The organism is Streptomyces sp. NPDC056883 (assembly GCF_042788835.1).
GTDB classification, from domain to species: Bacteria; Actinomycetota; Actinomycetes; order Streptomycetales; family Streptomycetaceae; genus Streptomyces; species Streptomyces stoeckheimensis.
On record NZ_JBHUBS010000015.1, the window covers coordinates 151873 to 178015 of the forward strand.

Genomic DNA, 26143 nt, shown 5'->3' on the forward strand with positions numbered 1-26143 from the left:
CTCCCTTTTGCTTCAGGACGGTACGGCGATCGGTCGCTCGGGATCAGGCGGCGGCCGGTACGTCTTCGCGGCGGACCGCACCGGCCGCCTGGCGGTCGCGGTACAGCTCTGCGACCCGGAAGGCCAGGTCGAGCGACTGCTTGCGGTTCAGGCGCGGGTCGCACGCGGACTCGTAGCGCTGCCCGAGGTCGGTGAGCCGGACCTCGGCGCCGCCTCCGACGCATTCGGTGACGTCGTCGCCGGTCAGCTCGATGTGGATGCCGCCGGGGTGGGTGCCGAGCGAGCGGTGGACCTCGAAGAAGCCGGTGACCTCGTCGAGCACGTCGTCGAAGTGCCGGGTCTTGTGGCCGCTGGGCGCCTCGAAGGTGTTGCCGTGCATCGGGTCGCAGATCCACGCGGGGCGCGCGCCCTCGGCGGTGACCTTGCCGATGAGTTCGGGGAGGATCTCGCGGATGTTGCGGGCGCCCATCCGGGTGATGAAGGTGAGACGGCCGGGCTCGCGCTCCGGGTCCAGCTTGTCGATGAGGCGCAGGGCCTCGTCGGCGGAGGTCGTGGGGCCGAGCTTGACTCCGATGGGGTTACGCACCGTGGAGGCGAACTCGACGTGGGCGCCGTCCAGTTGACGGGTCCGCTCGCCGATCCAGATCATGTGGCCCGAGACGTCGTACAGCCGGCCGGTACGGGCGTCGACGCGGGTGAGCGCGGCCTCGTAGTCCAGGAGCAGTGCCTCGTGGCTGGCGAAGATCTCGGAGGAGTGGACGGCTGCCGGGTCGGCGCCGCAGGCGGCGAGGAAGGTGAGCGCGTCGTCGATGTCCCCGGCGAGGCGCTCGTAGCGCTCGCCGACCGGGGAGGCGGCGACGAAGTCGCGGTTCCACTCGTGGACCTGGCGCAGGTCGGCGTAGCCGCCGGTGGTGAAGGCCCGTACGAGGTTCAGGGTGGCGGCGGAGGAGTGGTACATCCGCTTGAGCCGCTCGGGGTCCGGGGTGCGGGACTCCGGGGTGAAGGCGAGGCCGTTGACGGAGTCGCCGCGGTAGACGGGCAGTTCGACGCCGTCACGGATCTCGGTGTTGTTGGAGCGGGGCTTGGAGTACTGCCCGGCGATCCGGCCGATCTTCACCACGGGCACGGAGCTCGCGTAGGTGAGGACGGCGGCCATCTGGAGCAGGGTGCGCACCTTGTCGCGGACCTGGTCCGAGCTGACGGCGTCGAAGGTCTCGGCGCAGTCCCCGCCCTGGAGGACGAAGGCCTCGCCCCGGGCGACGGCGGCGAGCCGGTCGCGCAGCCGGTCGCACTCGCCGGCGAACACCAGGGGCGGGTAGGAGGCGAGGTCGTCGAGCGCGGAGCGCAGGGCGACGGGATCGGGGTAGGACGGCTGCTGGGCGGCGGGCAGCAGCCGCCAGGAGTCGACGGCCGTGGCGTGCGTGGCGAGGGTCATGGTGGCTGTGCCTCGATCGGTTTCGGTGGGAAAGGGAAGAGGTGTGGGCCTGTCGCCGCCCGGGATGGCGGCCCCGGGTGGGCAATCCGTTGCAGGAGCCTGTCTCGCCAGGGGCCTAGACCGGCTCGTGGACCTCGGAGGTCCGGGCCGGGGACGCCTGGTCCTCCGACGCCTGGCCTTCCGACGGCTGGGCCCCGGCGTCCTCACCGGCGGCCTTGTGGCCCTTGGTGAGGCCGAAGAAGAGCAGACCGCCGACGCCGAGGACGGCGATGACGATGCCCATCGGCACCGCGCTGTCCTCGCCGGCGAGGCCGACGAGCGGGACCACGGCCGCGCCGATCAGGTGCTGGGACAGACCCAGCAGCGCGGCGGCCGACCCGGCCACGTCGCCGTGGTCCTGGAGGGCCAGCGCGAAGGAGTTCGGCAGGACGAGGCCGACGCTGGAGACGACCAGGAAGAGCGCGACGAGCAGCGGGGCCAGACCGGCGTCGGTGAGGACGACGGCGAGCAGTCCGAGACCGCCGACCGCAGAGACGGCCAGACCGGTGGCGAGCAGGGCGCGCGGGCCGGTCTTGTGCACGATGCGGCCGCTGACCTGCGCGGCGATGACCAGGCCGAGGGCGTTGACGCCGAAGACGACGCTGTAGCCCTGCGGGGACATGCCGTGGATGGACTGGAGCACGAAGGTCGAGCCGGAGATGTACGCGAACATCGCGGCGAAGGCGAAGCCGCAGGCCAGGTTGTAGCCGACGAACACCCGGTCGGAGAGCAGCCGGCGGAAGATCGGGCCGGTGGCCTTGAGGCCGCCGTGCACGCGCCGTTCGGCGGGGTGCGTCTCGGGCAGGGCGCCGGCGACGCCGAAGAGCATCAGGGCGCCGATGATGGCGAGGGCGATGAAGATGCCCTTCCACGAGGTGACGAGCATCAGCTGGCCGCCGAGGATCGGGGCCAGGATCGGCGCGATGCCGGTGATGAGCATCAGCATCGCGAAGAACCGGGCCGCGGCGGGCCCGGTGTGCCGGTCGCGCACGACCGCGGAGGCGATGACGATGCCGGTGGCGCCGCCGAGGCCCTGGAGGGCGCGCAGCCCGACCAGCGTCCAGATGTTGGGGGCGAAGGCGCACAGCAGGGCGGTGACGGCGAACAGCGCCAGACCGGCGATGAGCGGACGGCGGCGGCCGAGCGCGTCGCTGACGGGTCCGGCGATGAGCTGGCCGATGCCGAGGCCGAGCAGGCAGGCGGTGAGGCTGAGCTGAGCCGCCGAGGCGCTCGTGTTCAGGTCCTCTGCGATCTGCGGGAGGCCCGGCATGTAGGCGTCGTTGGCCAGCGGGCCGAGGGCGGTGAGTGCACCGAGGATGATGGCGAACCGGACGATCCCGGCGCTCTTCGGTGTGGCGGATGAAGTCATGTTTCTGATCCCCTCCGGGGGACGCGGAATCAGTAGGCGACGGTGATGCGGGCCTGGATCGCGTCGCCGCGCTCCAGTTCGTCCACGAAGGCGACCGCGTAGTCCGCGATGCTGATCTGGCTCTTGCCTTCGGCGTCCACCAGGAGCTGCTCACCGCCGACCCGGTAGGTCCCGGTGCGCGGACCGGGCTCGATCTGGGCGGCCGGGGAGATGAACGTCCAGTCCAGGGAGGTGGCCTGGCGGTAGAGGCCGAGCGCCTCGCTCTGGGCGAGTGCGTTCTGCTTCCAGACGGCCGGGAAGTTCGGGTTGTCGATGACCTTGACGCCCGGGGAGACCTCCAGGCTGCCGGCGCCGCCGAGGACCACGACACGGCGTACGCCGCTGCGGGTGAGGCCCTCGATGAGCGCGTTGGCCGCACCGACGATGATCTTGTGGTCGTCGTCGACGCCGAGCTTGGGGCCGACGGCCGAGGCGACGGCGTCGTAGCCCGCCGCGGACAGGTCGGCCACGGTGTCCGCGTTGGTGGCGTCGCCCGCGATCACCTTGAGGCCTTCGTGGCCGGTGCCCGCGATCTCGCCGGTGCGGGTCACGCCGGTGACGGCGTGGCCGCGGGAGAGCAGTTCGCCGGCGATGGCGCTGCCGATGTGTCCGCTGGCTCCGAAAAGCAGGATGTTCATGGTGGTGCCTCTTCTTCCTCGGTGATTCTTCGGGGGGTGGTACCGGACGAGGAGACGTTCCGCGGGCTAGTCCTCTTCGAGGAAGTCGGGCTGCTCGCGGATGATCTCGTCCCAGAGCAGCTGGAAGCTGAACCAGCCCAGCTGCTCGTTGCCGAAGCCGTCCCCGGCGGCGACGGCCTGCTCATGGGTGAAGCTCTTGGGCGTGCCCGCCGCCCGGGCGAGCAGCTGCACCTGGGCGCAGCTGTCGTAGGTGAAGAACCAGTGCACGGCCTCGTCGAGCGATCCGCCGACGGTTATCAGGCCGTGGTGGCGCAGCAGGATCGCGCGGTTGTCGCCGAGCTTCTCCGCGATGTCGCGGCCGAGTTCGGCGGAGACCGAGGGGCCCTCGTACTCCTCGTAGAGGACCTGGCGGTTGTAGAAGGCCGCCGATTCCTGGTCTATGGGGTCCAGCAGGCGGCCCAGGGCGCCCAGCGCGCGGGAGTGCGCGGTGTGGCCGTGGGCGGCCGCCGTGGCACCCGGCTGCATCTCGTGGATGGCCGAATGGATGACGAACGCGCTGGGGTTGACCCGGTGCTTACCCTCTACGACATTGCCGGCCGAGTCCACGCAGATAAGGTCGGCGACGCGGACCAGGTTGAAGGAGACACCGAAGGGGTTCACCCAGAACCGGTCCTCGTGCTCCGGGTCGCGGACCGAGATGTGGCCCGAGATGCCCTCACCGAAGCCGTACTTGCCGAACAGCCGCAGCGCGGCGGCGAGCCGCTGCTTGCGGTGGCGGCGCGTCTCCTCGTGGGTGGCGAAGACCGGCTCGCTGGGAATCGGCAGGCCGGTGTGCGTGTCCGCCAGGTAGGCGGGCCGGTCGGTCTCGGTGACGCTCATGCTCGGGGGTCCTCATCTCCGGAATCTCCGGGTCGTCTTCCGGTGTCGGTGCGGGTGCGGGTGCGGGCGGCGGCCCGGCCGTGAGCGGGGCGGAACCCCGCGCGGCTAGACCGTGAGCAGGACCTCCTCGTTCTCCTGGGTCGCGGCCGTGACGGTCTCGGCGTGCTGCAGGATCGCGCCGACGATGTCCTGGCTTCGGTCGACCAAGGAGGGGATGCCGAAGGTGAAGAAGAGCGAGCCGGCGGCGATGTTGCCGAGCCCGTACAGGCGCGGGTCGGGCCGGCCGTTGGTGGTCAGCTGGCTGGTCGGACGCGCTATGTGCAGGCCGCCGTGGGGGTGACGGCTGGCGACGCGGCTGCGCATCAGCGAGGTGACCAGGGGCGCGGCGCTGGTGGGGATGCGCCCCTCGGAGGCGTTGACCGCGCTGATGACGCGGTCGGCCGTGAAGTCGTGTCCCTCGGCGGTGACGATGTCGAAGCCCGCCTCGGGGTTCGGGGTGATGTTCTGCAGGCCGGCGACGATCTCCAGCTTGTCCGCCTCGACGAGGTCGAGGAGGACTCCGGCGCTGCCGGGCGGCATGGGGCAGCACAGGCTCATGATCGTGCGGTAGTGGGCGCGCAGCAGCTGGACCTTGTCCTGTTCGCGCAGCATCGGCCAGACGTCGGGTCCGGTCTCGGGGACGGCGCGCTGGAGGATGCGCAGGCCCATGTGGGGGGAGTCGACCTCTTCGATCTGCCGGCGCAGCCGGTCGACCGGGTCCTCCAGGTCGACCCGGATGATCTCCGAGACCACCGCGTCGAGGTCGGCGCCCACATCGCGGAACTCGGCCCGCATGATGGTGGCGATGTCCTCGAGGGAGATCTCGGGGTGGATCGCGGCCAGCTCCTCCATCCGGTGCGGGGTGAAGTGCCGCAGCTCGAAGGGGACCGCCTTCTGCCGTACTCCGGGCAGGACGCCGCGCCGGGACAGCAGGCTGATCTTGCCCTGGTGGCCCTGGGCGGCCAGCGACAGGATGATGTCGATGGCGGTCAGGCCGCTGCCGATGATCGCGACGTGTTCCCGCTCGCCGACGTTCGCCAGCTTGTTGACGATCGGGTACGGATCCCCGACGAAGCCGGGGGTGTCGCCCAGACCGTAGACGTCCTTGGGGCTGTCGCCGCCGACGCACAGGATGGCGTAGTCGAAGGCGCGGGCGCGGCCGTTGCCGGTGCGCAGCAGGACCCGATTGGCGGCGCGGCTCGCGGAGGTGACCCCCTCGCCGACGAGGTCGACCCGCCAGCCCTGGCGGCGCAGTTCGCCGAGCGCGGCGTAAGCCGTCTGCTCCAGGTACTCGCCGTAGACGGTCCGGGGGGCGAAGCGGCTCCCGGACCAGCGGTCGACACCGGTGCGGACCCCTATGACCTTGTCCCGCGTCTCCAGCCAGTGTTCGAAGTGCTGGAGGTCGCCGGCGCGCACGGACATGTCGTCGGGCGTCGCGTTGACCTTGAGGGTCTCGGTGTCGACCTGGTAGGCACGCCCGCGCCACAGGTGCGGTGACGGTTCGAAGACCGTGAGGCTGCCCGGTTCGCTTTGTGTTCGCGACAACGCGTCGATCAAGCAGACTGCAGCCGCGCCTCCTCCGACGATGCCGATCGAGAATCCACGGGACATGTGTCAGTCACCTATCAATTCGTGGAAGGCGCGGGGTCGTCGTGCGCCGGCCTTGCTGTCCGCGATCACGGTGGCCCTTTCCTCGCCTACTCCGGGGATTCGGTGGGAGCCGCCGGCCGCCCCCGGTGCGGCGGGGGCGGGCCGGTCGGCCAGTGGTTTGCGTCTCTGCGACTCGGGTCTGTGCGACTCAGGCGGCGGAGTTCTTGAAGTTCTTCATCGAGACGGTGAAGTCCCCGCGGTTGGCGCGGTAGTCGATGCAGTACTCCTGCGGGTACCAGCCGGCGATCTGCCACTGCTGCGGCTGCTTGATGGGCCAGCAGCGGCTCGGGTTGACCCCGTTGGCGATGCCTTCGAACCAGGCCTTCGTGATCATCGGCTCGAGGAAGCTGATCTTGGCGTCGTAGGACCCGTAGATGAAGGTCTGGGTGAAGGCGGTGGAGTGCCACTCGGGCGAGTTCATGTCGACCAGGTGGTTGCCCATGGCCGCCTCGGCCACGTTGTTGTTCACGTAGTCCTGCGGCAGGTACTGCGGGGGGACCGGCTTGACGGCCGTCTGGAAGTCGTCGCAGTTGATGGCCAGGCCGCAGGGGCCGCTGCGGATCGCGTCGCGCTCCGCCTTCGACTGGGTGTAGAAGTGGAAGTCGAAGTGCGGGGTGTCGTAGATGTGCTCCGGCCCGTGACCCATCGGGTTGTAGTTCAGCAGGGCCCACTTGAGCGGCATCCCGGACAGCGCGGTCAGCTGCGAGGGCAGCTCCAGCGGGCGCTCGTGGCCGCCGACGCACTCGGTGTGCTCGTTGACCGTGCCGTTGCCGTCCATGTCGAAGCAGTGGTTGCCGTCGGTCATGGTGGTCGGCAGGCCGGTCAGCGCGTTCTTGGGGAAGACGAAGCCGACGGTCTGCGGGGTGGTGCCGTTGATCTGCGCGTACGTGCGCACGGTGCCGTTGCCGAGCGTGCCCGGGGCGCCGTACGAGGCACAGGGCCCCGCGTAGGAGAGCGTCTCCTGGAGCAGGACCTGCGCGGCCCACTGCGCGACCTTGACGGTGCGCTCGCGGGTCGGGGCGTCCCGCGTCACCAGGCAGACGGTGACCGGGCCCGACGTGCGCGCCGCGGCCTGCGCGGTGGAGTCCGTGGCCTGGGCCGGGTTGCCGGGCAGGAGCAGCAGGGTCAAGGCCGATATGGCCAGGGCCGCTCCGAGGAACACCCGCCAGCTCAACAGCTTCTTCGCGCGCACGTCACACCTGTTCCAATTCGAATCTGTGGAATCCGCCCTGAAGGAAGATCAGGGGGGTCTGGGTCTCGCGGGCACCCATGGCGACGACTTCGCCGATGACCATGACGTGGTCGCCCGCCACCACGTGGTCGCGCAGGCTGCACTCCATCCAGGCCGCCGCCTCGAACAGGAGCGTCCCGGTGGCCTCGCCCGGAGCTCCGGGCACCTCGGTCAGCGCCTGGTCGCGCTCGGGCCGCCGGCGCGCGAACGCGCGGGCGGTGGACTCGCCCTCGGCGCCGAGGATCGAGATCCCGACGACGCCGGTCCGCAGCAGCTCGGAGAAGAACTCCGAGTCGTGGCGGAAGCTCAGGGACACCAGCGGCGGTTCCAGGGAGACGGAGGTGAGCGAGTTGATGGTGATCGCGTTGTGGGTGCGTACGCCGTCGTTGTCGGTGTACGTGCTGACGACGCAGACCCCGGTGGCGAAGGAACGCATCACATCGCGCAGGTCGTGGTTCATGGCCGGGCCTCTCTGCTGGGCGCGGACGGGTGCGCGCGGCGCTGGCCGCGGCACCCGTCCGTACGCGGGCTTGACGGTCAGTTGTCCTGGGCCCAGCGGCCGCGGGTCCAGCCGTCGAGGTCGTAGTCGTCCAGGGCCCGCTGCACGAGGTCGCCGTAGCTGTCGAGCAGACCGGCGCCGCGCGACCAGTTCAGGGTGTCGAGGCGCACCTGGTCGGGACCGCCGGCGTAGTTGAGCTCGTACAGCTCGTGGCGGGCGCCGAACTCGGTGCCGATGGCGTCCCAGGCCAGCTTGAAGAGCTTGGTGCGCTCCTCGGCCGTGGCACCGGTGCCGCGGTAGTAGCGGTCGAGCAGCGGGCGCAGCTCGGGGTTCTGCAGGTCCTTGGCGCTGGACGGGGTCATCAGCAGCGCGCCCGCGAGGTGCTCCTCGAAGAAGCGGTGCGTGCGCTCCCAGCTGAGCGGGGCGAGCGCCCGGTAGCCGGCCGAGTAGTCCATGCGCGGCAGGACGGTGCCGGCCGGGCCGGCCTCCGGGTCCAGGGCCATGGCGGTGGTGACGGCCCAGGTCTGGTGGCGCCAGGCGAGCAGCTCGCCGAGGCCGGCCTGGACGCCGCGGAAGCCGTCCGTGCCGTTGATGCGGGTGCCCTTGTCGAGGATGCCCGCCATGAACTCCAGCTTGACCGCCATGCGGATCGCGCCCTGGAAGAAGCCGCGGGAGAGCAGGCCGGAGCGCGGGAAGTACTGGTGGATCTTCTCGGTGTCGCGGTAGATCAGGACGTTCTCCCACGGGATGAACGCCTTGTCGAAGACCAGCACCGCGTCGTTCTCGTCGAACCGGCTGGAGAGCGGGTTGTCGAACGGGCTGGAGGCCTTCGCCTCGTACGGGGTGCGGCAGACGACCTTCATGCCCGGGGTGTTCAGCGGGGCCAGGAAGGCCAGCGCCATGTCCTCGGCCTTGCCCTTTTCGAGGTTGGCCAGGTGGATCTGGCCGACGAAGGCGACGTTGCTCAGTGCCGAGGCGGTGGCCATGAGCTTGGCGCCCTCGACGACGATGCCGTCCTCGCGCTCCTCGACGACCTTGAGGTAGACGTCGCGGATCTCGTGCGCCGACTTGTTGCGGTCGACCGGCGGGTTGACGATCGCGTGGCTGATCGAGAGGCCCTGGCGGGCGTACTTCTCGTACCAGGCGCGGGCGTTGTCGCCGAAGGGCTCGTAGAAGTCGTGGGTGACGGCCAGGCCGGCCATGAACGACGCCTTGTAGTCGGGCGTGCGGTTCATGAAGCCGTAGCTCAGGCGGGCCCAGTGCTCGATGGCGTCACGGGCCTTGATGAGGTCCTCGCCCGAGTGCGCCGGGGTGAAGAAGCGGTGGACGCGGTACCCCGTGTACCGGTCGACCGTCGTCATCAGGTCTTTGGTGTCCGGGTGGTGGAGCGCGTCGTAGAGGTGCGCGGTGGACCGCGCGGCCATGGCGAAGGCCGGGTGCGTCGTCACGTCCTTGACGAGCTCGCCGTTCACGAAGACCTGGCGACCGTCACGCAGGCTCTCCAGGTAGGAGTCGCCCGTCATGAGGTCGTTCGGAGCCTCGCCGGCCGACTGATCCACTATCGGGACCTGACCCATTTTGGTGTCCTCTCCAGGGGTAATACACGCGACCGCTGCGGGGCGCACAGTTCGATTGACCCGAGCGTAGGCTCGGCCGCTGATCTGCTCTTGCGGGGCTGCGCACGGACAATTGCCCATCTACGCCAACCCTGGCGCCGACACGTTCGAGGCGGTACGTCAACAACCAGGCGGAGAAGCCTTGTCGACTTCGCAGGGAAGGATGGATACGCGCTTCTCAATATTGCGGAATCATGAATTCCGAATGCCCGGAAATAGCTTCGGCCCGGCGTTGATCCAAGTAATTCGGATACGACAGCCGGGCCGAATGAAAAGAATTGCGAAAAGATGTCCGGCGGCTGGTCAGGCGGCGGGACGGGCTTGACCGGCGGATGCCGCGTCGATACAGGCGGCCTCGGCTATCAGAATGATCTTCTCTACGTGCGGCAGCAGCCGCATGCCCGCCTCGGTGAGCTGGACCCGGCCGCCGGCGCGATGGAACAGCTCGGCCCCGATGTAGTCCTCGAGGTTCTTGATGTGGGCGGTGACGCTGGGCTGCGAGTAGTGGAGGTTGCGGGCGGCGCGAGTGAAGCTCATCTCGGCGGCCACTTCACGGAACGAGCGTAACTGCTGGAACTGCACGGCAGGGGCTCCCTTCTGCGAGGCTCAGAGCCTCGGAGACTTGAAACATACCACGGTGCAGGTATAACTGCAGTACTGAGGTTTCGCGTTCTGGTTCCCGCACGACTGCGGACATACCTGTGGCCATGCCCGCAGGGAGGGCATGGCCACAGGTCAGCCGCTGCTTCGTGGTTGACAGCGGGTTGGGCGGAGTGGACTAGTCGGACATCTCCATCGGCGAGAGGAGGTCCCGGGCGATCTGAGGGAGCAGACGGTCGATCAGGACCCCCGTGCGGGCGGATCCGTCGGCAGCGCGCGGGATCGCGTCCACGGCCACCGCGTGCGAGAGCACCCACGGCATGCGCCGCTCGCAGGCGGCCAGCGCGGCCTGGCGTCCGCCGGCCTCCTGGTCCTCCTCGACGAGGGGTACGAAGGCCACCACCAGCGTCTCGCCCACCTCGGGGAGCCGGGTGCGCATCACCGCGATGTCCTGGACGCAGGGCAGGTCGAGGAGTTCGAGCTCGAGCGCGAAGAAGGCCGTCTCGAAGTCCTCCACCAGTACCTCGTCGTACGGCTGGTCGTCGAAGGAGGGCAGGTTCACGCGGACATCTCCTGTTGCATCGACTGCTCAAGCTGCAGGTTCAGGGTGATGATGGGCAGGACCGCGTCGAGGAGGTCCCCGGTGCGGATGCGGCCCGTCGGGCTGTACGGGATGGTGTCGACGGCGATGACGTGCGCGGGCAGCGAGGGCACCCGGCGGGCGCAGGCCGCGCTGAGCGCCTGGTAGCCGGTGGCCTCGCGGCCGACCGCCACGGCGATGAAGGGCACCACGATCGCGTCGCCCAGCACCGGGCTGCTGACCCGCATGACGGCGGTGTCGCGCAGGCAGGGCAGGTTGAGCAGGTCCGACTCCAGCCGGAACAGCTCGGTGTCGACCGCGGAATCGCGGACCACCACGGGCACGTCGGTGACCCGCCCGGTGACCAGCAGCCGGCCGGTCTCGTCCACGTACCCGGACTCGTCGGTGACGAGGAAGCGCTCCGCGCCCCAGCCGAGGTCCAGCTCGACGGTCTGGGTCTCGCCGTCCAGGTAGCCGTCCATGACCTGGTGGCCGGCGAAGGCGAGGCGGCCGCTCTCACCCTGCCCGACCGGCTGCCCGTCCTCGCCGAGGACGGCGACGGTGGTGCCGAGCGTGGTGTGGCCCGAGCGCGGCGGCGAGACCAGCAGCTCCTCGGGGCCCATGACGGCGGTCAGCCCGGTCTCCGCGCTGCCGAGCGCGGTGTGCAGCACCGGGCCCAGCCGCTCCCAGGCCGTGTTGACGGTCCATCGGCCCAGGTGGGCGCCGGGGGTGAGGAGGAACCGCAGGTGGCGGGTGCGCGGCGAGGGCTCGGAGCCCTCCGGCAGTCCGAGCACCCGGTGCAGGACGGAGGGGGTGATCACACCGGTGCTGACCCGCTCGGCGACGAGCAGGGAGGCCAGGGTCTCGGGGCCGGCTCCGTCCGCGAGGACGACGGTGGCGCCGATGCCGAGCATCGTGCGGGCCAGCGCGAGGGCCGTGGGTTCGGTCGGCGGGGCGGAGGCCAGGTGGACGTCGTCCCGGTTGAGCCCGAACTCGTCGACGAGGTCCACCAGGTGGCGGCCCTCCGAGGGGGTGCGGCGCACGGCGATCCGGGAGGGCCCCTCACTGCGCGCACTGACCGCGAAGGACTCGTACGGCCGGGGCGCCGGCAGGGTGCGCAGGGGTTCGGCCGAGGTCAGCAGGTCGAAGTTGAGCGCCTGGTGCTTGCCGGGGGCGGCCGGGGCTCCGGGGGCCGTGATCCCGTCCAGGAGGACGTGCACGGCCTGCGGTCCGCTGGGCCAAACGAGCTGGTCGAGGGTGGCGCGGTGCTCCGAGGTCACGAAGACCACGGACGGCTCCAGCCAGGAGAGCAGCTGGCCGAGATCGTCGGTACCGCTCTGCGGGTCGAGACCGGTGCAGGAGACTCCGAGGGTGGCGCAGGCGCTCATCGCGACGGTGAGCTGCCAGCTGTTCCCGGCGAGGAAGACCGCCCGGACCGCGCCCTCTTGGGGCAGGTGCTCGGTGAGTCCGGCCGCCGTCCGCTCCACGGTCTCGGCGTACTGGCCCCAGGTCAGCCGCACCTGGCCGTCGACCAAGGCATCCCGCGTCACGCCGCCCGCCGCGTGCCGGCGGATGTCATCGAGCTTGATCATGTGGGTTCTCCGTGGTCGGTCAAGAGCCTCGTGTAAGTGGCTCGGGGCCGCGCCCATGGAAACAAACCTGCATGAAGGTAGGCAACCGTCATCGGAAGATCTGATGTCGTCGCCCGAAGCACCGAATCGGTTGCGGAAAACCCTCCGCCGGGCGTCGAGGACGCCCGGCGGAGGGAAACGGTGAAAACAGGCCGGTTCGCGGACGTACCGGCCGCAGGGGTACTGGGCGGCGGTACTAGGCCTGGAGCTCGGCCGACGCGACGAGTTCGGCCTCGGCCTGCGCCCGCAGGTGCTTCTCCAGATCGGCGGCGACCCGCTCGGCGCGGCCGGGAGCCATGTCGAGTTCGGCCAGCACCGTCGGCAGCGCGATGATCGGCATGATGTGCCTGAGCAGCACGGACACCCGTACCTCCAGGTCCTCCCAGTCGGCCATCACTTCCGAGAGCACCTGCACTCCGGTGAAGGCGCCGACGAAGAGATTGGCGACCGCGTCCAGGTCCACGTGCGCATGGAGTTCGCCGCACTCCCGGGCCTGCCCCAGGGCGAACCGGTTGTGGTCGATCCAGTCCTGGTAGGGCCGCAGGCGGTGCTCGTGGTGACTGCCGCGCTCCAGGGAGAGCCTCAGGCTGCCCTGCACGATCGGGTCACTGCGGATCTGAACGGCGAACAGCATGCCCTTGTCGATCAGCTCCTGAAGGCGGGTGCTGCGCGGTACGAGCGGGAAGCCGACCGTGTCGATCTGGCTGGCCAGAACGGCCTGGGCCAGCTCTTCCTTGCCCTTGAAGTAGTAGTAGAAGGCGCCCTTGGTCAGCCCGAGCCGCTGGTACACGTCCGCGATCGTGGCCCCGTTGAAGCCCTTCTCCGCAAACACGGCGCCGGCTGCCTCGACGATGAGCTGCCGGGTGCGCCGAGAAGTCTCCCTCTGAGACACCCTCGCTCCTTCCACGTTGCTGACGGCCATTGGTCCACCTCCTCGGAGGTATGAGCATGTCACCGAAAACAGCCGTTGCAAATTATACCAGGCAGCACGTATCTTGCGGCGAACCAAGACCTACCACGAGTGGCTCGAATCTGCCTCGAAGTACGGAGGGGAATTCATGTTAATCACCTCGTATGTCAGCGAAAACGCCCAAAGACCATCGGTCGGGGTCTCAGATGCAAGGCCTCCGGCCGTACCCAACTGGCTTGTGCACCGTCCTGACGCCTCCGAGGTCTTCCTCTCGGCCTGGGAAAGGACCGCTCCCGACCGATTCAACGTGACCGTCCGTTGGCCTGAAAACCACCCGTTCCATACCGCCCTCCACGGTTTCCGTTCCCCCGCCGTCATCGCGGAGGCCATCCGCCAGACGGGCATCCTGCTCTCTCACGCCGAGTACGGCGTCCCCCTCGGCCACCAGTTCCTGATGTCCGACATGCGCTACCGGATCGACCCCGAACTCCTGGCGGCGAACAGCGGCGCTCCCATCCACATCGACGTCACCTGCACGAACGTCAACCGCCGCGGCACCCGCTTCTCCGGCATGGAGTGCCACATGGACGTGGTGCAGGGTGGCCGGGTCATCGCGACCGGCGGCGGCAGCCTGTCGTGCACCTCTCCCGGCGCCTACCGCCGGATGCGCGGTGAGCACGCGGACGCCCGGCCGATCCTGCCCGTGCCGGACCCGGTGCAGCCCTCCCTCGTCCTGCGGACCGATCCGAGCCACGTCCTGCTGGCCCCCACCATGGATCCCCGGTGCTGGACGCTGCGCCCGCACACCACGAACACGACGCTGTTCGCGCACAAGAACGACCACGTGCCCGGCATGGCCCTCCTGGAGGCCACCCACCAGGCCGCCTACGCCGTCGCCGGCGCCACCCGGCTGTACCCCACCTCGCTGCACCTCACCTTCAACCGGTACGTGGAGTTCCACTCCCCCTGCCTGGTCCAGGCGCAGCCGGTGACGCGGAGCCGGGACAACACCCTCTCCCTGGATGTGACCGGCCATCAGAGCGGCCAACAGGTCTTCCACGCACACCTGGAAGCAATTCCCGTTTCCGCCTGATCTCCTCCCTTTCCAGTGAAATGGGCAGCGGTTCCCTGTGATCCGCTGGCCGAGACGGCCCTGCGCGAAGTGGCGGGAAGGCGTTTGGCGTGCCAGCCTGTGACGTCATCCGACTCACCGTCACCAAGCAGTTGTAGGAGGGATACTCCTGTGCGCAGGCAGTGCCCGTTCGTCATCGATCCGCTCGGCCAGGACATTCACGGAGAAATCAAGGAAATACGCTCCCTTGGCCGGGCCGCGCGGATCGTGCTCCCCGGTGGAGTGGAGGCGTGGTCCATCACGGACTACGCACTCGTGAAGCGCCTGCTCATCGATCCCCGAATATCGAAGGACGCCTACCGGCACTGGCCCGCGTGGATCGACGGGGAAGTCGACCAGGAGTGGCCGCTGGCCATCTGGGTCTCCGTGCAGAACATGATCACCGCCTACGGCGAGGAGCACACGCGCCTGCGCAAGCCGGTGGCGGGGGAGTTCACCATGCGCCGGGTGGCAGCCCTGCGGCCCCGGGTCGAGGAGATCGCCGCCGGGCTGCTGGACCGCCTGGAGCAGGCCCCGGCGGGACAAGCCCTGGATCTCCGCAAGGAATTCGCCCACGTACTGCCGCACGCCGTGGTCTGCGAACTCTTCGGAATTCCGCAGTCCGCACGTGATCCGCTGCAGAAGATCATCGACAGTTTCTTCGCCACCTCGATCACCCCCGAGGACGCACTGGCGAATGGCACGGCCATGTACGAGATCCTGAACGACGTTGTGGCGCACAAGAGGAAATTTCCTGCCGACGACCTGACGTCGGGCCTCGTCGCCGCGCGCGACTCGGGCGCCGCGGATATGAGCGAGAAGGAACTCCTCGACAATCTCATCCTCCTCTTCACCGCCGGCTACGAGACGACGGTGAACCTCATCGACAACGCGGTCGTCTCCCTCCTCACGCACCCCGGCCAGCTGGCGCTCGTACGGGACGGCAAGGCCTCGTGGGAGGACGTCATCGACGAGTCCCTTCGCGTGGACCCGCCCGGCGCGCACAGCATCCTGCGCTACGCCGTCGAGACGATCGAGATCGACGACGACGTGCGGATCCCGCAGGGCGACGCGATCGTCATCTGCTTCGCCGGCGCCGGCCGCGACCCCCTCCACCACGGAGCCGGCGCGGACCTCTTCGACATCACCCGCGACACCCGCGCCGATCATGTGTCGTTCGGGTACGGGGCCCACCACTGCCTCGGCGTGAACCTGGCCCGGATGGAGGTCGCCATCGCGCTGTCGGCGCTCTTCGAGCGGTTCCCCGACATCGCCCTGGCCGTGCCGGCCGATGAACTCCGGCCGAAGTTCTCGTTCGTTTCGAACGGCCACCGCACGGTTCCCGTGATGCTGGGCCCGTCCAGCGCCCGCAGCGGGTCTATTTCCAGCCAATAGTCCCGGGGCGGCCCCTCCCCGCCGACCCGCCGGTCCGCGGCGGACAAAAGATGCGAAGACGGAAGGACGGAAGACTCACCATGACGGAAAAGACCGGCCTCCTCGTGGGCAGGCGCGCCCTGATCACCGGCGCGAGCAGCGGCATCGGGGCGGCCGCCGCCCGGGTGTTCTGCGAGAACGGTGCCTCGGTGCTCCTCGCCGCCCGGCGCGAGGAGGAACTGGCCGCGCTCACCCGCGAGCTGACGGACCGGGGTTTCACCGCCGCCTACGCGGTCGTCGACGTGGCCAACGCCGAAGAGGTCGAGGCTGCGGTGGACAGGGCTGTGGAGCTCTTCGGGGGCCTGGACGCCGCCTTCAACAACGCGGGGCTGGGCACCGTGCCCGCGCCGCTGCACCTCACCGAGGACGCGGACTTCGAGGCCGTCATGGCCACCAACGTCCGCGGCACGTGGAACTGCATGAAGTACGAGATCGCCGCGATGCTGCCGGGTGGCGGGGCGATCGTGAACAACAGCAGCATCGCGGGCCTGGTCGGCACTCCGGCCTCCGCCGCGTACATCGCAGCGAAGCACGCCGTCATCGGCCTGACGAAGGCCGCAGCCGAGTACGCCGCCCAGGGCATCCGGGTCAACGCCATCGCTCCCGGCACCACGCGCAGCGAGATGATGGCCCAGTGGTTCGACCTGAACCCCGGCATCGAGGAGCAGCTGCACACCAGGGCCCCGCTGCCGCGTACGGCGGACCCGCGCGAGATCGCGCAGGCGGCCGCATGGCTGCTGAGCGACCAGGCCTCCTTCGTCGTCGGCGCGACCGTCCCGGTGGACGGCGGCTGGACCGCCCGCTGACCGCTCGGCCCGACGAGGTCCGCCCGCGCAACCGGCACGCGGCGGAACACGACGCAACCCCCGGGCGAGGAACAGAAGAAGAGCTGCACGGGCCCGTCGGAGCCCCGTCCCGGCCGGGCCCGCGCCGATAAAATCACCCCATGCAGATATCCGAAAGACCCAGAGTGATCGTCCTGACGGGAGCCACCGGTTTCATCGGCTCGGCCACACTGGACGCCCTGGCCCGCTGTCCCGGTGTCCTGGTGCGGGCCCTCGCCCGCACCCCCGGTGCGGAGCGCGAAGGCGTGGAGTGGGTCCGTGCTGACCTGGGTGATCCCGGCTCGCTGCGCGGGGTCTGCGAGGGCGCGGCCGCGCTGGTGAACCTGGCCTCCTACATCGGCCGGGACGAGGAACGCTGCCACACGGTCAACGTGCTGGGCGGGGCGGCCCTCCTCACGGAGGCCGTGCGGGCGGGGGTGCGCCGGATCGTCCACCTGTCCACGGCCGCGGTCTACGGGAACCTCCCGCACCGGGGGATCGAGGTCGACGAGGTGGCCCCGGATCCGGTGTCCGCCGCGAGCCGCACCCGGCTGGCGGCGGAGGCACCGGTGCTGGCCGCCGGCGGCACCGTCCTGCGGCCGGGTCTGGTGCTGGGCGCCGGTGACCGCTGGGTGGTCCCGGCCCTGGCCGAGCTGATCGACCGGGTCCCGGCCAGCTGGGACGGCGGCCGCGCGCTGCTGTCCATGATCGACGTCGGCGAGCTGGCCCGCCTGATCGACGCCCTGGCCACGGCCCCGGTCTCCGTCGCGGGCGGGATCCACCACGCGAGCCACCCCGCCGCGGTGACCAGCGCCGACCTCGTGTCGGCGCTGGCCGCCGAAGGGATCCTGCCGGCGGTGCGGGAGGAGTGGTCGTGGGCCCGCTGCCTGGAACAACTCCGGAGGCGTCCCGGCCGGGTGACGGAGCGGCAGTTCTCCCTGCTGGCCCGCGACTACCACCAGCGCGCCGACCCCATCTGGCGGCTGACCGGCCTGCGCCCCACTCCCACGCCCCTCACCCTGCTCCCTTCCGCCGCTCCCTGGTACCGCGCCCACCTGGCCCGCGCCTGAGAACTCCGCCGCCCACCGGGATCAGCGAGCGTCCCCGCCCTCCCCATGAAGGACCCGAAAGCGACCTACGAGCTCCGCCGGATCCCGGTCGACGACCCGCACGGGTGCCCAGGCCCACTGCCAGACACCGATCCCCGGCGTCCGGGAGAACCGGATCGTCCCACGGGTGCCCTCGACCTCCACCCGCGGCCACGCCCCGGCGACGGCCGCCCGGTCCGTACCGTACGAACGCAGCACCTCGGCGAGGACGGTGACGCTGTCCCAGCCCTCGAAGGCCACGAACGAGGGCTCCTCGCCGAGCTGCTCGCGGAGCTCCTTCCCCACCCGCTCGCCGAGCGGCCCGAGCTGCTCGGGCAGGTAGCGCAGGAACGGGATCCCGGCGCCGTCCCCTCCCAGCGCCCCGGCCCATCCGGCGAACTCCGGTTGTCCGGCCGGAGCCCCGATCAGGAGCTCCCCGAGCCGCCGGTCGCCCCGTACGGCCCTGACGATCTCCGCCGCCGGCTCCGGGTACCCGACCAGCAGGAGGAGCGCGGTGGCCCCCTCCCCCACGAGCGTGTCGCACAGCTCGTCGGGAGTAACCCCCTGAACGTCGATCTCAATGACGTCGCCGCCTGCGGCGGCGAAGCACTCCCGCAGGACGGCGGTCCCGGAAGCCCAGTACACGCTCGGCTGGGTCGCCACCGCGATCCGGCCGTGCCCCGCCCCAAGCAGGAACTCCGCATAGGTCCGCCAACCGCGGGACTGGGCCGGGGCCAGCCGCGCGACCCACTCGGTCGGCTCCTCGACGAGCCCGTCGAGCACCGCGGAGGAGCAGAGGAACGGCACGCCGAGCGCATCGGCCCGCGCGGCCGCCGCCCGGGCGACGACACTGTGGTACTCCCCCACCACGGCGGCCACACCCAGCCCGGCGAGTTCCTCCACGGCCGCCGCAGCCCGCTCCGGATCGGCCGCGGTGTCCCGGACCAGGAGCTCCAGCGGTCGGCCACCGATCCCTCCCGCACCATTGACCTCGCGCACGCCCAGCTCGAGCCCCGCGAGCAACTGCCGCCCCGCGTCGACCCACCCGGGCCGCGTCAACGGCACAAGCGCCCCCAACCGCACGACCGACGACGCCAACACCGAGGCACCCACAGCGCACCACTCCTCTATCCCCAGGCCGACACGCCCAAAGCCCGCCAACGCACCGAAACGATCATCCCGCCCATTGGACCCACCCCCACCACCCCAAGGCAACCGCTTACCCGCCCCCAACGCCCCCCGAGCCAGAGCCCTGAACAAACCCCCGGGACACAACCCCACCGGATCCAGACACCCACCCCCTCCCAGCCCCGAATCACCCCCAACGCCCCCGGGCCAGAACCCTGAACAGCCCCCGGACACCGCCCCACCGGACCCGGATACCAGCCCCTCCCAGCCCCGGATGCGCACCCCCAACGGGGCCCGGGGCAGAGCCCCGGTTTCGGGAAGGGGCGGGGTGGGGGAACGGCCCCGCAGGGCCCCGCGTCCAGACGCACACCCCGCGGGAACCGGGTCCCCACCCCCGACGTCGTCGTACCAGCCACACCACGCACTCCCCAAGGAACAGGCAGGAACGGCCCCATGACCCAGGCAAACGCGGGCCCACCCCCCAGCCCGGCCCCGGACCCCACCTCACTCCCGGGCCCCACCGCCAACCCAACCCCGGGCCCAACCACGAGCCCCACCTCCGACTCACCCCCGGGCCCCACCGCCCGACCCCACCCCCTCCTCCCCCGCCCTCGTCCCCGCGCCCTCCCCTGGCCCGCGGCCGGCACCGCGGCCGGCACCGCGGCCGGCACCGCGGCCGGCACCGCGGCCCTCCCCGCACTCCTCTCCGTCCTACTCGCCGCGCTCCTCGCCCGCCCCTCCCTCGTCCCCAACACCCCCGGCAACCCCGGCAGCTTGCTGGAAACGTTCCTCCCCTGGCTCGGCCTCGCCGTCCCCCTCCTCCTCGCCCTGGCCCTCCGACGCCGCTCCGCGGCCACCGCCCTGGCCCTCCTGCTCCCCACCGCCGCCTGGCTGGGCCAGTTCGGCACCTTCCTCCCCCACGCCGCCACCCCCACCCCGACGCCCACCACCCACTCAACCGACTCAACCGACTCAACCCACCCCCCTCACCCCCCTCACGCCCCTCCCCCCACCCTCACCACCGTCCAGCACAACATCAGCGACGAGAACCAGAACCCCTCCCGCACAGCAAAGGCCCTCGCCGCCCCGCACCCCACCCTCATCGCCGTCGAGGAACTCACCCCCGCCGCCGTCACGGCCTTCACCGCCACCCTCGGCGCCGACTACCCCCACCACGCCACCCACGGCACGGTCGGCCTCTGGTCGGCGTACCCGCTCACCGACGTCCGTCCCGTCGACATCAAACCGTCGGCCCTCGCCGGCGACCCGCACTGGAACCGCGCCCTGCGCGCCACCGCCGCCACCCCCGGCGGGCCCGTCGCCGTCTACGTCGTCCACCTGCCCTCCCTCCGCCTCGGCGCCTCCGGCTTCGGCTCCGCCCGCCGCGACGAAAGCGCCGCTCTGCTCGGCTCCGCCCTCGCCGCGGAGCCCGCCGACCGAGTCGTCCTGCTCGGGGACCTCAACGGCACCGCCGACGACCGCGGCCTGGCCCCCATCCGCACCGCCCTGGCGGCGAAGCCGACGCCCACCCCGGCCGCCGCCAACACCCCCGCCCCCACCGCCGGCTTCGCCTTCACCTGGCCCGCGGCCTTCCCCCTGGCCCGGATCGACCAGATCCTGGCCCGCTCGGGCACCGTCACCCGCGTCCGCACGCTCCCCGCCACCTCCAGCGATCACCTGCCCCTCACCGCCGACATCCAGTTCGATTAACGTACGGTCATGACTGAATTCGTACTGGTGGCAGGCGCCTGGCTGGGAGCAGCGGCATGGGACGAGGTGGCCGCCGAACTCCGCACCGCACTGCGCAGCACGGACGGCGACCACGAGGTGCACGCCCTGACCCTGTCCGGCCTCGCGGACAAGCAGGGCATCCCGGCCGGCCAGCAGACGCACGTCACGGACATAGTCGACGCCATCGACGAGCTCGGCCTGCGCGATGTGGTCCTGGTGGGCCACAGCTACTCCGGCATCCCGGTCGGTCAGGCCGCAGAGCGGATCGGCGCCCGCCTGAACCGGGTGGTCTTCGTCGATGCCAACGTCCCCACCCCCGACGGATCCTTCGTCACCAGCTGGCCTGACGGCCGCTCCGCCATAGAGGCCGCGATCGCCGCGAACGACGGCTTCTGGCCCCCTTTGCAGGCCGCCGACTGCGAGGGCCAGGGCCTCACGGACGAGCAGACCGCCCGGCTCCTCGCCGATGCGACCCCGCACCCGGGCGCCACGCTGACCGAACCGGCCGTACTGACCCACCCCCTCGCCGAGCTCCCCGCGACCTACGTCAAATGCCTGCTGGACGGCGCCGAACCCCACCCCGACGTGGCGAAGCTCCTGGCCACCGGCCCGGACTGGCAGTGGGTCACCCTGGACACAGGCCACTGGCCGATGTTCTCCGCCCCGTCCGCCCTGGTCCGCATCCTCCTCGACGCCGCCGCGCAGGACACCCCGCCGCCGCCTTCCGGTCTTCGCATCCACGCAGTGGACGCCGCCTCCGAAGCCGCCCTGAGCGACTGGCAGCACGTCCACAACACAGTCATCCCGACGGCCCTCCTCTCCCTTGAAGACGTGCGGGAGCGCTCCGCACGCCACGTCCTGCACATAGCCCACCTCGGCGACGCACTCATCGGATGCACGACGCTGCGGGTCCCCGCCGCCGGCTCCACGACCGCCACCGTGATCGCGCGCGTCCTGCCCGCGTACCGGGGACGGGGTTTCGGCCGCGAGCTGTACTCCCACGCACTCGCCCAGGCACGGTCCCTCGGCGCCGAGGTGATCGAGACCGTGGTCCTCGCGTCCAACCCGGAGGGCCTGAGCTTCGCGCACCGAGCGGGCTTCATCGAGTTCGACCGCTACGTCCTCCCCGGCGACACCGTGCCCTTCGTAGACCTGCGCCTCGCGTGAGCGTCCCCTGGGTCCGCCTCGAACTCACGGTCCGCACCTTCGACTCCGCACGGTTCACCCCGTACGTCGACCGGTGCCGTGCGGCGGGTTTCAGCTTCACGACCCTCGCCCGACTCGGCGACGCAGAGGACGCGCGCCGCAGGCTCTACGACCTGAACAAGGAGTGCTCGGCCGATATCCCCGAGCGGGGCGCCTTCTACTCCTACGAGGCATACGCACGCCTGCGCTTCGCTTCCCCCTCCTACGACCCGGCCGGCATCATCGTCGCCCGGGACCAAGACGGCACCTGGGCCGGCATGGCAGCGACCTCCCTCCATCTCTCCGACGGCTTCGCCTTCAACGAGATGACCGGCGTCCGGGCCCCCTACCGGGGCCGGGGCATCTCCCTCGCCATGAAGACCCTCGGCATCGCCTTCGCCGACCACCACGGAGCCCCGGTCATCCGCACGGTGCACCACCCCGCGAACACCTCGGCCATCGCCATGAACCGCACCCTCGGCTACGTGGACGCGGACTGGCACCGGGACACCCCCTAGGCCGGACTCCGCCGCTTCCGGGACACAGCGACCCCGGCCAGGCAGACCGCACCGCCGAGCAGGGTCAGCGCGGCCGGGACCTCGTCGAGGGCGATCCACGCGATGAGCACCACGACGGCGGGCACCGCGTAGGTGGTCGCGCCCATCTTCCCCGCGGTGGTCCGCGACAGCGCGTACGTCCAGGTGGTGAAGGCGAGCGCGGTCGGGAAGAGCCCCAGGTAGAGCATGTTGAGGATGGCGGCGAGCGGAGCCCCGGGAAGCTGGTCGACGAGCTGCCCGACGAAGGGCAGGGTGACGGCCGTACCGACGAAGCAGCCGTACGTGGTCACCTGGATCGGGCTCGCGTACGCCAGCGCCGGCTTCTGCGCGACCACCCCGGCCCCGTACGTGAGCGCGGCGACCAGGCAGAGCAGGACGCCTCCCAGCGAGGCGGACCCGCCGTTCGAGGTGGACAGTCCGACCAGAACCGCTCCGGCGAAGGAGACCGCCATGCCCGCCAACAGCAGGGGCGGGAACCCCTCCTTCAGCAGCCAGCCGCTGAGCAGCGCAATCACGATCGGGCCGATGTTGACGATCATGGCCGCGGTTCCGGCGTCCACGAGCTGCTCGCCCCAGTTCAGCGTCACCATGTAGAGCCCGAACCAGAGCACACCCGAGACCAGGATCCCGGGCCACGCCTGCTTCGGCGGCGGCGGTACCCGCTTGACGACCAGGACCAGCCCCAGCGCGACCGAGGCGGTCAGCAAGCGTCCGAACGCGAGCGCTCCGGGCCCGAAGTGCGCGGCCGCCGAGCGGATCGAAACGAACGCGGAAGCCCACAGCACGACGGTCACTCCAGCAGCTATCAGAGCCCGCCGGTCGGTCCTGACCTGATCAGACGTCTTGTCCATGCGAGCAAGCTACCTGCCCCACCCGAGAGGCCCGTTGCCCTTTTCCCGAGCGCCTACGCCCCGGCCGGAGCCAGCAGGCTGCGCAGCCGCTCCGCATAGCCCCGGGGGTGCGTGGTGTTGCCGTTGTGGCCGCCCGGGAAGACCCGTATCTCCGTGTCCAGGAGGGCCGCCAGTTCCGTCGCGCACCGGTGGTCGAAGACGGTGGACGGGGTGGCGGTGCCCAGCGCCGGGATGATGCGCGTCGGGGTCCGGGTCAGGGCGTCCACATCGAGGGTGTCCTCGACGATCGCCGTGAAGTCGTGCTCGATGAAATAGCCGAAGTTGGCACGCCGTCGCTCGTCCAGGGGTTGCGAAGTCAGTCCCGGCTCCGCGTCGCGCCGCGAGAGGTCGATCCCGAGAACCCGCGCCATCTCCGGAAAGACGGCTTCGAGCCCGCCCGTGCGGTAGATCCCCTGCAGTTCCCGGAGCTCTGCTTCGTGCCGTGCCCGCTCCCCCGCGGGCAGCAGCCTCGGGGCCACGGGCTCGTGCGCGATGAGGGTGCTCACCTGCTCCGGGTGCCGAACGGCCAGGTGCAGGCCGATGACGGCCCCCAGACTGCAGCCGAGCATCAGAACCGGCTCGTCGGTGACGGACGCCAGCAGCCGGTGGACGTCTTCGGCGTGCTCGGCGAGCGACGCGGTCCGGCCGGGCTCCTCCGGCCGGCTGCGCGAGAGCCCACGGCGGTCGTAGGTCAGTACGGTGAAGGCATCGGTGAGGTGCGGGACGAGATCCACGGTGCGATCGGCGTCCCCCTCACCGCTCTGCGCGATGAGCAGCATCGGGCCGGAGCCCTGCAGTTGGTAGTGGAGCACAGCACTCATGGCAACTCCTTGCTCGCGGCTCCGGACCCCCAGTCCGTCACTCTCTGCAATCAACATAACCCATCGAATCAGATACATCAAGAGAGATGGATCGAAAAAGATGCATCTTCTTCGATGGTTCGGTGATTCCGCTGTACCGTGGCTCCCGTGGACGGAATCGAACTCTTCCTGCTGGGCCGCGCCTTGATGAAGCTCGGCGAGGAGGCCCTGCCCGAACCCCCGGGCGGCCCGGGTCAGTACGCCGGCGGCACGCGCTCCGTCGTGATCGTGGCCGGCGACATCGCCGCGCACCCCGACACCACGGTCGGCGAGACGGCCCAGCGCACGGGCCTCCCGCAGAGCCAGGTCTCCGGCGCCGTCGCCCGCCTGCGCGAGGCCGGCTCCGTGCAGACCTCGCCCGACCCGGCCGACCGTCGCCGCACCCTGGTCCGCCAGGCCCCCGGCACGTCCGCGCGCGTGGCCGCCGTCCGCGCCGCCGGGGCGTCAAAGGTCGAGGACGCCCTCGCCCGCGCCCTCGGCGAGACCGAAGCAGAACGGCTGCCGGAGCTGACCCGGGCCCTGGAGGTCCTGGCCCGCCACCTGGTGCCCCGCGACACGCCCTGACCACCCACGCCCTGACCACGCACGCCCTGCCCTCTGACCACGCCCGCCCGTCAGGCGTCGCCCAGCAGCAGCCTCTTCTGCGGCTTGCCCATCGCATTGCGCGGGATCGCCGCCACGAACCGCACCTCGCGCGGCCGCTTGTGCACCGACAGGTGCGCGGCGACGAAGTCCGTCAGTTCCGGCCCGGTGACGCCCTCGGCCACCACGAAGGCCACGATCCGCTGCCCGAGATCCGCGTCCGGCAGCCCCACCACCGCCGCCTCGCTCACCTTGGGGTGGTCCAGCAGCGCGTTTTCGATCTCACCGGCGCCGATCCGGTAGCCCCCCGACTTGATCATGTCGATGGAGGCCCGGCCCACGATCCGGTGGACCCCGTCGGCCTCGTCCACGGCCGCGATGTCGCCCGTACGGAACCACCCGTCCTCGGTGTAGGCGGCGGCCGTGGCCTCGGGCCGGCCCAGGTACCCGGAGAACAGCGTCGGCCCGGTGAGCTGGAGCTCGCCGATCTCCGCGCCGGCCTCCGCCGCGATCCGCGTACGGATCCCCCGGAGCGGGGTGCCGACCGTACCGGGCCGCACCTCCCCGCCCGCGCGCCCGCTCACGGTGATCAGGGTCTCGGTCATCCCGTACCGCTCCACGGGCCGCATCCCGGTCAGCCGCTCCAGGTCCCGGAAGACCGGCGCGGGCAGCGCGGCACTGCCGGAGACGAGCAACCGGGCCCCGCCCAGCGCGGCGGCCGCCGCCGGCGCCCCCGCGATACGGGACCACACGGTCGGCACCCCGAAGTACAGGCTGCCCCCGGCCTCCGCGTAGGCCTCCGGCGTGGGCCGCCCGGTGTGCACGAGCCGGCTGCCGGTCCGCAGCGCGCCGAGCACCCCGAGAACCAGCCCGTGCACGTGGAACAACGGCAGCCCGTGCACGAGGGTGTCCTCGGCGCTCCACTGCCAGGCCTCGGCGAGGGCGTCGAGATCTGCGGCCAAGGCCTCGGCGGTGAGAACGACCCCCTTGGGCGGTCCGGTGGTCCCGGAGGTGTAGAGAATCAGCGCCGGCCGCCCGGTCCCGTCCACCGCCCCGAACCCACCCCCACCCCCATCCCCGCCACGCCGTGCGAAGTCCACATCGACGAGCACCGCACCGGAGTCCCGCAGGATGTGCTCCCGCTCGGCGGGCCCCGCATCGGGCGGCAGCGGTACGAACGGCACCCCGGCCAGCAGCCCGCCGACGACGGCGGCGACGGTCTCCAGCGAGGCCGTCGCGGTCACCGCGAAGGCGGCCGCCCCGGCGACATCGCCGGCCACCGCCCGGGCCGCCCCGAGCAGCTCCTCATAGGAGGCACCCCGCCCGGCCACCCGCAGGGCATCGGGCCTGTCTCCGTAAACACCGGTGAGCGCGGTCAGCACTGATCCCCCTGGAGCATGCGGTCCATCCAAGGACCCCACCCTACGACCGACCCCAGCCCACGATCAGCCTCGCCGGCGTGTGAGGCGCGGGGTCCGGGGCGGAGCCCCGGGGGGACGGGGGGAGACCGGGGTCCCCGCGGTCCAGGGGTAATCCAGGGAGCAGAGGAAGGGGGGGTAGGGGGAACCCCCCCCCCCCCCCCCCCCCCCCCCCCCTCA

Annotated in this window: 24 protein-coding genes and 1 pseudogene; 9 read left to right on the plus strand and 16 right to left on the minus strand. The window is 71.0% G+C overall.

The window, feature by feature from the left end; all coding sequences use genetic code 11:
* Positions 1-43: 43 nt before the first annotated feature.
* From ACFRU2_RS30720 to ACFRU2_RS30775, 12 genes are all read right to left on the minus strand, one after another.
* Positions 44-1435: a class II 3-deoxy-7-phosphoheptulonate synthase gene (locus tag ACFRU2_RS30720; protein ID WP_382978181.1), complete on the minus strand. Its 1392-nt coding sequence runs from the start codon at positions 1433-1435 to the stop codon at positions 44-46.
* 115 nt (positions 1436-1550) lie between these two features.
* Complete coding sequence (locus ACFRU2_RS30725; protein ID WP_382978183.1) at positions 1551-2843, minus strand: multidrug effflux MFS transporter; 1293 nt, start codon at positions 2841-2843, stop codon at positions 1551-1553.
* A gap of 29 nt (positions 2844-2872) precedes the next feature.
* Positions 2873-3520, minus strand: a complete 648-nt coding sequence (locus tag ACFRU2_RS30730) for an NAD(P)-dependent oxidoreductase (protein ID WP_382978186.1) — start codon at positions 3518-3520, stop codon at positions 2873-2875.
* Between the two features lie 66 nt (positions 3521-3586).
* Positions 3587-4399, minus strand: a complete 813-nt coding sequence (locus ACFRU2_RS30735; RefSeq protein WP_214948962.1) for a class II aldolase/adducin family protein — start codon at positions 4397-4399, stop codon at positions 3587-3589.
* Positions 4400-4504: 105 nt separating this feature from the next.
* Entirely contained in the window at positions 4505-6049 is a 1545-nt protein-coding gene (locus ACFRU2_RS30740; RefSeq protein WP_382978189.1) for an FAD/NAD(P)-binding protein, read from the minus strand.
* Between the two features lie 187 nt (positions 6050-6236).
* Positions 6237-7280 (minus strand): hypothetical protein, encoded by a 1044-nt coding sequence (locus ACFRU2_RS30745; RefSeq protein ID WP_382978192.1) that lies wholly within the window; start codon positions 7278-7280, stop codon positions 6237-6239.
* Position 7281: 1 nt separating this feature from the next.
* The gene (locus ACFRU2_RS30750) at positions 7282-7779 is read right to left on the minus strand and encodes a flavin reductase family protein (RefSeq protein ID WP_382978195.1); all 498 of its coding nucleotides are present in this window, start codon (positions 7777-7779) and stop codon (positions 7282-7284) included.
* A gap of 77 nt (positions 7780-7856) precedes the next feature.
* Positions 7857-9395 (minus strand): 4-hydroxyphenylacetate 3-hydroxylase family protein, encoded by a 1539-nt coding sequence (locus ACFRU2_RS30755; protein ID WP_382978197.1) that lies wholly within the window; start codon positions 9393-9395, stop codon positions 7857-7859.
* A gap of 342 nt (positions 9396-9737) precedes the next feature.
* Positions 9738-10016, minus strand: coding sequence for a LysR family transcriptional regulator (locus ACFRU2_RS30760; RefSeq protein ID WP_382978200.1), 279 nt, complete (start codon positions 10014-10016; stop codon positions 9738-9740).
* Between the two features lie 196 nt (positions 10017-10212).
* Positions 10213-10596: a hypothetical protein gene (locus ACFRU2_RS30765; RefSeq protein WP_250744325.1), complete on the minus strand. Its 384-nt coding sequence runs from the start codon at positions 10594-10596 to the stop codon at positions 10213-10215.
* Complete coding sequence (locus ACFRU2_RS30770; RefSeq protein WP_382978203.1) at positions 10593-12206, minus strand: class I adenylate-forming enzyme family protein; 1614 nt, start codon at positions 12204-12206, stop codon at positions 10593-10595. Before ACFRU2_RS30770 ends, ACFRU2_RS30765 begins: the two co-directional genes overlap by 4 nt.
* A gap of 235 nt (positions 12207-12441) precedes the next feature.
* Complete coding sequence (locus tag ACFRU2_RS30775) at positions 12442-13137, minus strand: ScbR family autoregulator-binding transcription factor (protein ID WP_382978206.1); 696 nt, start codon at positions 13135-13137, stop codon at positions 12442-12444.
* Between the two features lie 166 nt (positions 13138-13303).
* Here ACFRU2_RS30775 and ACFRU2_RS30780 point away from each other — a divergent pair, with 166 nt between their 5' ends.
* The 4 genes from ACFRU2_RS30780 to ACFRU2_RS30795 all read left to right on the plus strand — a co-directional run bounded on the left by ACFRU2_RS30780 (position 13304) and on the right by ACFRU2_RS30795 (position 17594).
* Entirely contained in the window at positions 13304-14248 is a 945-nt protein-coding gene (locus ACFRU2_RS30780) for a ScbA/BarX family gamma-butyrolactone biosynthesis protein (protein WP_382978209.1), read from the plus strand.
* Between the two features lie 150 nt (positions 14249-14398).
* Complete coding sequence (locus tag ACFRU2_RS30785; RefSeq protein ID WP_382978212.1) at positions 14399-15661, plus strand: cytochrome P450; 1263 nt, start codon at positions 14399-14401, stop codon at positions 15659-15661.
* 80 nt (positions 15662-15741) lie between these two features.
* Positions 15742-16506 carry an SDR family NAD(P)-dependent oxidoreductase gene (locus ACFRU2_RS30790; RefSeq protein ID WP_382978215.1) on the plus strand — a complete coding sequence of 255 codons (765 nt, stop codon included), beginning with the start codon at positions 15742-15744 and terminating at the stop codon, positions 16504-16506.
* 140 nt (positions 16507-16646) lie between these two features.
* Positions 16647-17594 (plus strand): NAD-dependent epimerase/dehydratase family protein, encoded by a 948-nt coding sequence (locus ACFRU2_RS30795; RefSeq protein WP_382978218.1) that lies wholly within the window; start codon positions 16647-16649, stop codon positions 17592-17594.
* A 21-nt stretch (positions 17595-17615) separates the two neighbouring features.
* Here the strand turns inward: ACFRU2_RS30795 and ACFRU2_RS30800 are convergent, their stop codons facing one another.
* Positions 17616-18689, minus strand: coding sequence for an ABC transporter substrate-binding protein (locus ACFRU2_RS30800; RefSeq protein ID WP_382978307.1), 1074 nt, complete (start codon positions 18687-18689; stop codon positions 17616-17618).
* Positions 18690-19514: 825 nt separating this feature from the next.
* Between ACFRU2_RS30800 and ACFRU2_RS30805 the strand changes: the two genes are divergently transcribed.
* From ACFRU2_RS30805 to ACFRU2_RS30820, 4 genes and pseudogenes are all read left to right on the plus strand, one after another.
* Entirely contained in the window at positions 19515-20450 is a 936-nt protein-coding gene (locus tag ACFRU2_RS30805) for an endonuclease/exonuclease/phosphatase family protein (RefSeq protein ID WP_382978221.1), read from the plus strand.
* Positions 20451-20459: 9 nt separating this feature from the next.
* Positions 20460-21176 (plus strand): annotated as a pseudogene (locus ACFRU2_RS30810) (alpha/beta fold hydrolase); the annotation flags it as partial.
* Positions 21177-21206: 30 nt separating this feature from the next.
* Entirely contained in the window at positions 21207-21638 is a 432-nt protein-coding gene (locus ACFRU2_RS30815; RefSeq protein ID WP_382978310.1) for a GNAT family N-acetyltransferase, read from the plus strand.
* Positions 21635-22174, plus strand: coding sequence for a GNAT family N-acetyltransferase (locus ACFRU2_RS30820; RefSeq protein WP_382978224.1), 540 nt, complete (start codon positions 21635-21637; stop codon positions 22172-22174). Before ACFRU2_RS30815 ends, ACFRU2_RS30820 begins: the two co-directional genes overlap by 4 nt.
* Here ACFRU2_RS30820 and ACFRU2_RS30825 read toward each other — a convergent pair.
* Positions 22171-23064 (minus strand): DMT family transporter, encoded by an 894-nt coding sequence (locus tag ACFRU2_RS30825; RefSeq protein ID WP_382978226.1) that lies wholly within the window; start codon positions 23062-23064, stop codon positions 22171-22173. The genes ACFRU2_RS30820 and ACFRU2_RS30825 overlap by 4 nt on opposite strands.
* A 53-nt stretch (positions 23065-23117) precedes the next feature.
* Complete coding sequence (locus tag ACFRU2_RS30830) at positions 23118-23924, minus strand: alpha/beta fold hydrolase (RefSeq protein ID WP_382978229.1); 807 nt, start codon at positions 23922-23924, stop codon at positions 23118-23120.
* A 147-nt stretch (positions 23925-24071) separates the two neighbouring features.
* Between ACFRU2_RS30830 and ACFRU2_RS30835 the strand changes: the two genes are divergently transcribed.
* On the plus strand, positions 24072-24527 hold the full coding sequence (locus ACFRU2_RS30835) for a MarR family transcriptional regulator (RefSeq protein ID WP_382978231.1): 456 nt from the start codon (positions 24072-24074) through the stop codon (positions 24525-24527).
* A 50-nt stretch (positions 24528-24577) separates the two neighbouring features.
* Here the strand turns inward: ACFRU2_RS30835 and ACFRU2_RS30840 are convergent, their stop codons facing one another.
* Positions 24578-25927 carry an AMP-binding protein gene (locus ACFRU2_RS30840; protein ID WP_382978234.1) on the minus strand — a complete coding sequence of 450 codons (1350 nt, stop codon included), beginning with the start codon at positions 25925-25927 and terminating at the stop codon, positions 24578-24580.
* Between the last annotated feature and the right edge of the window lie 216 nt (positions 25928-26143).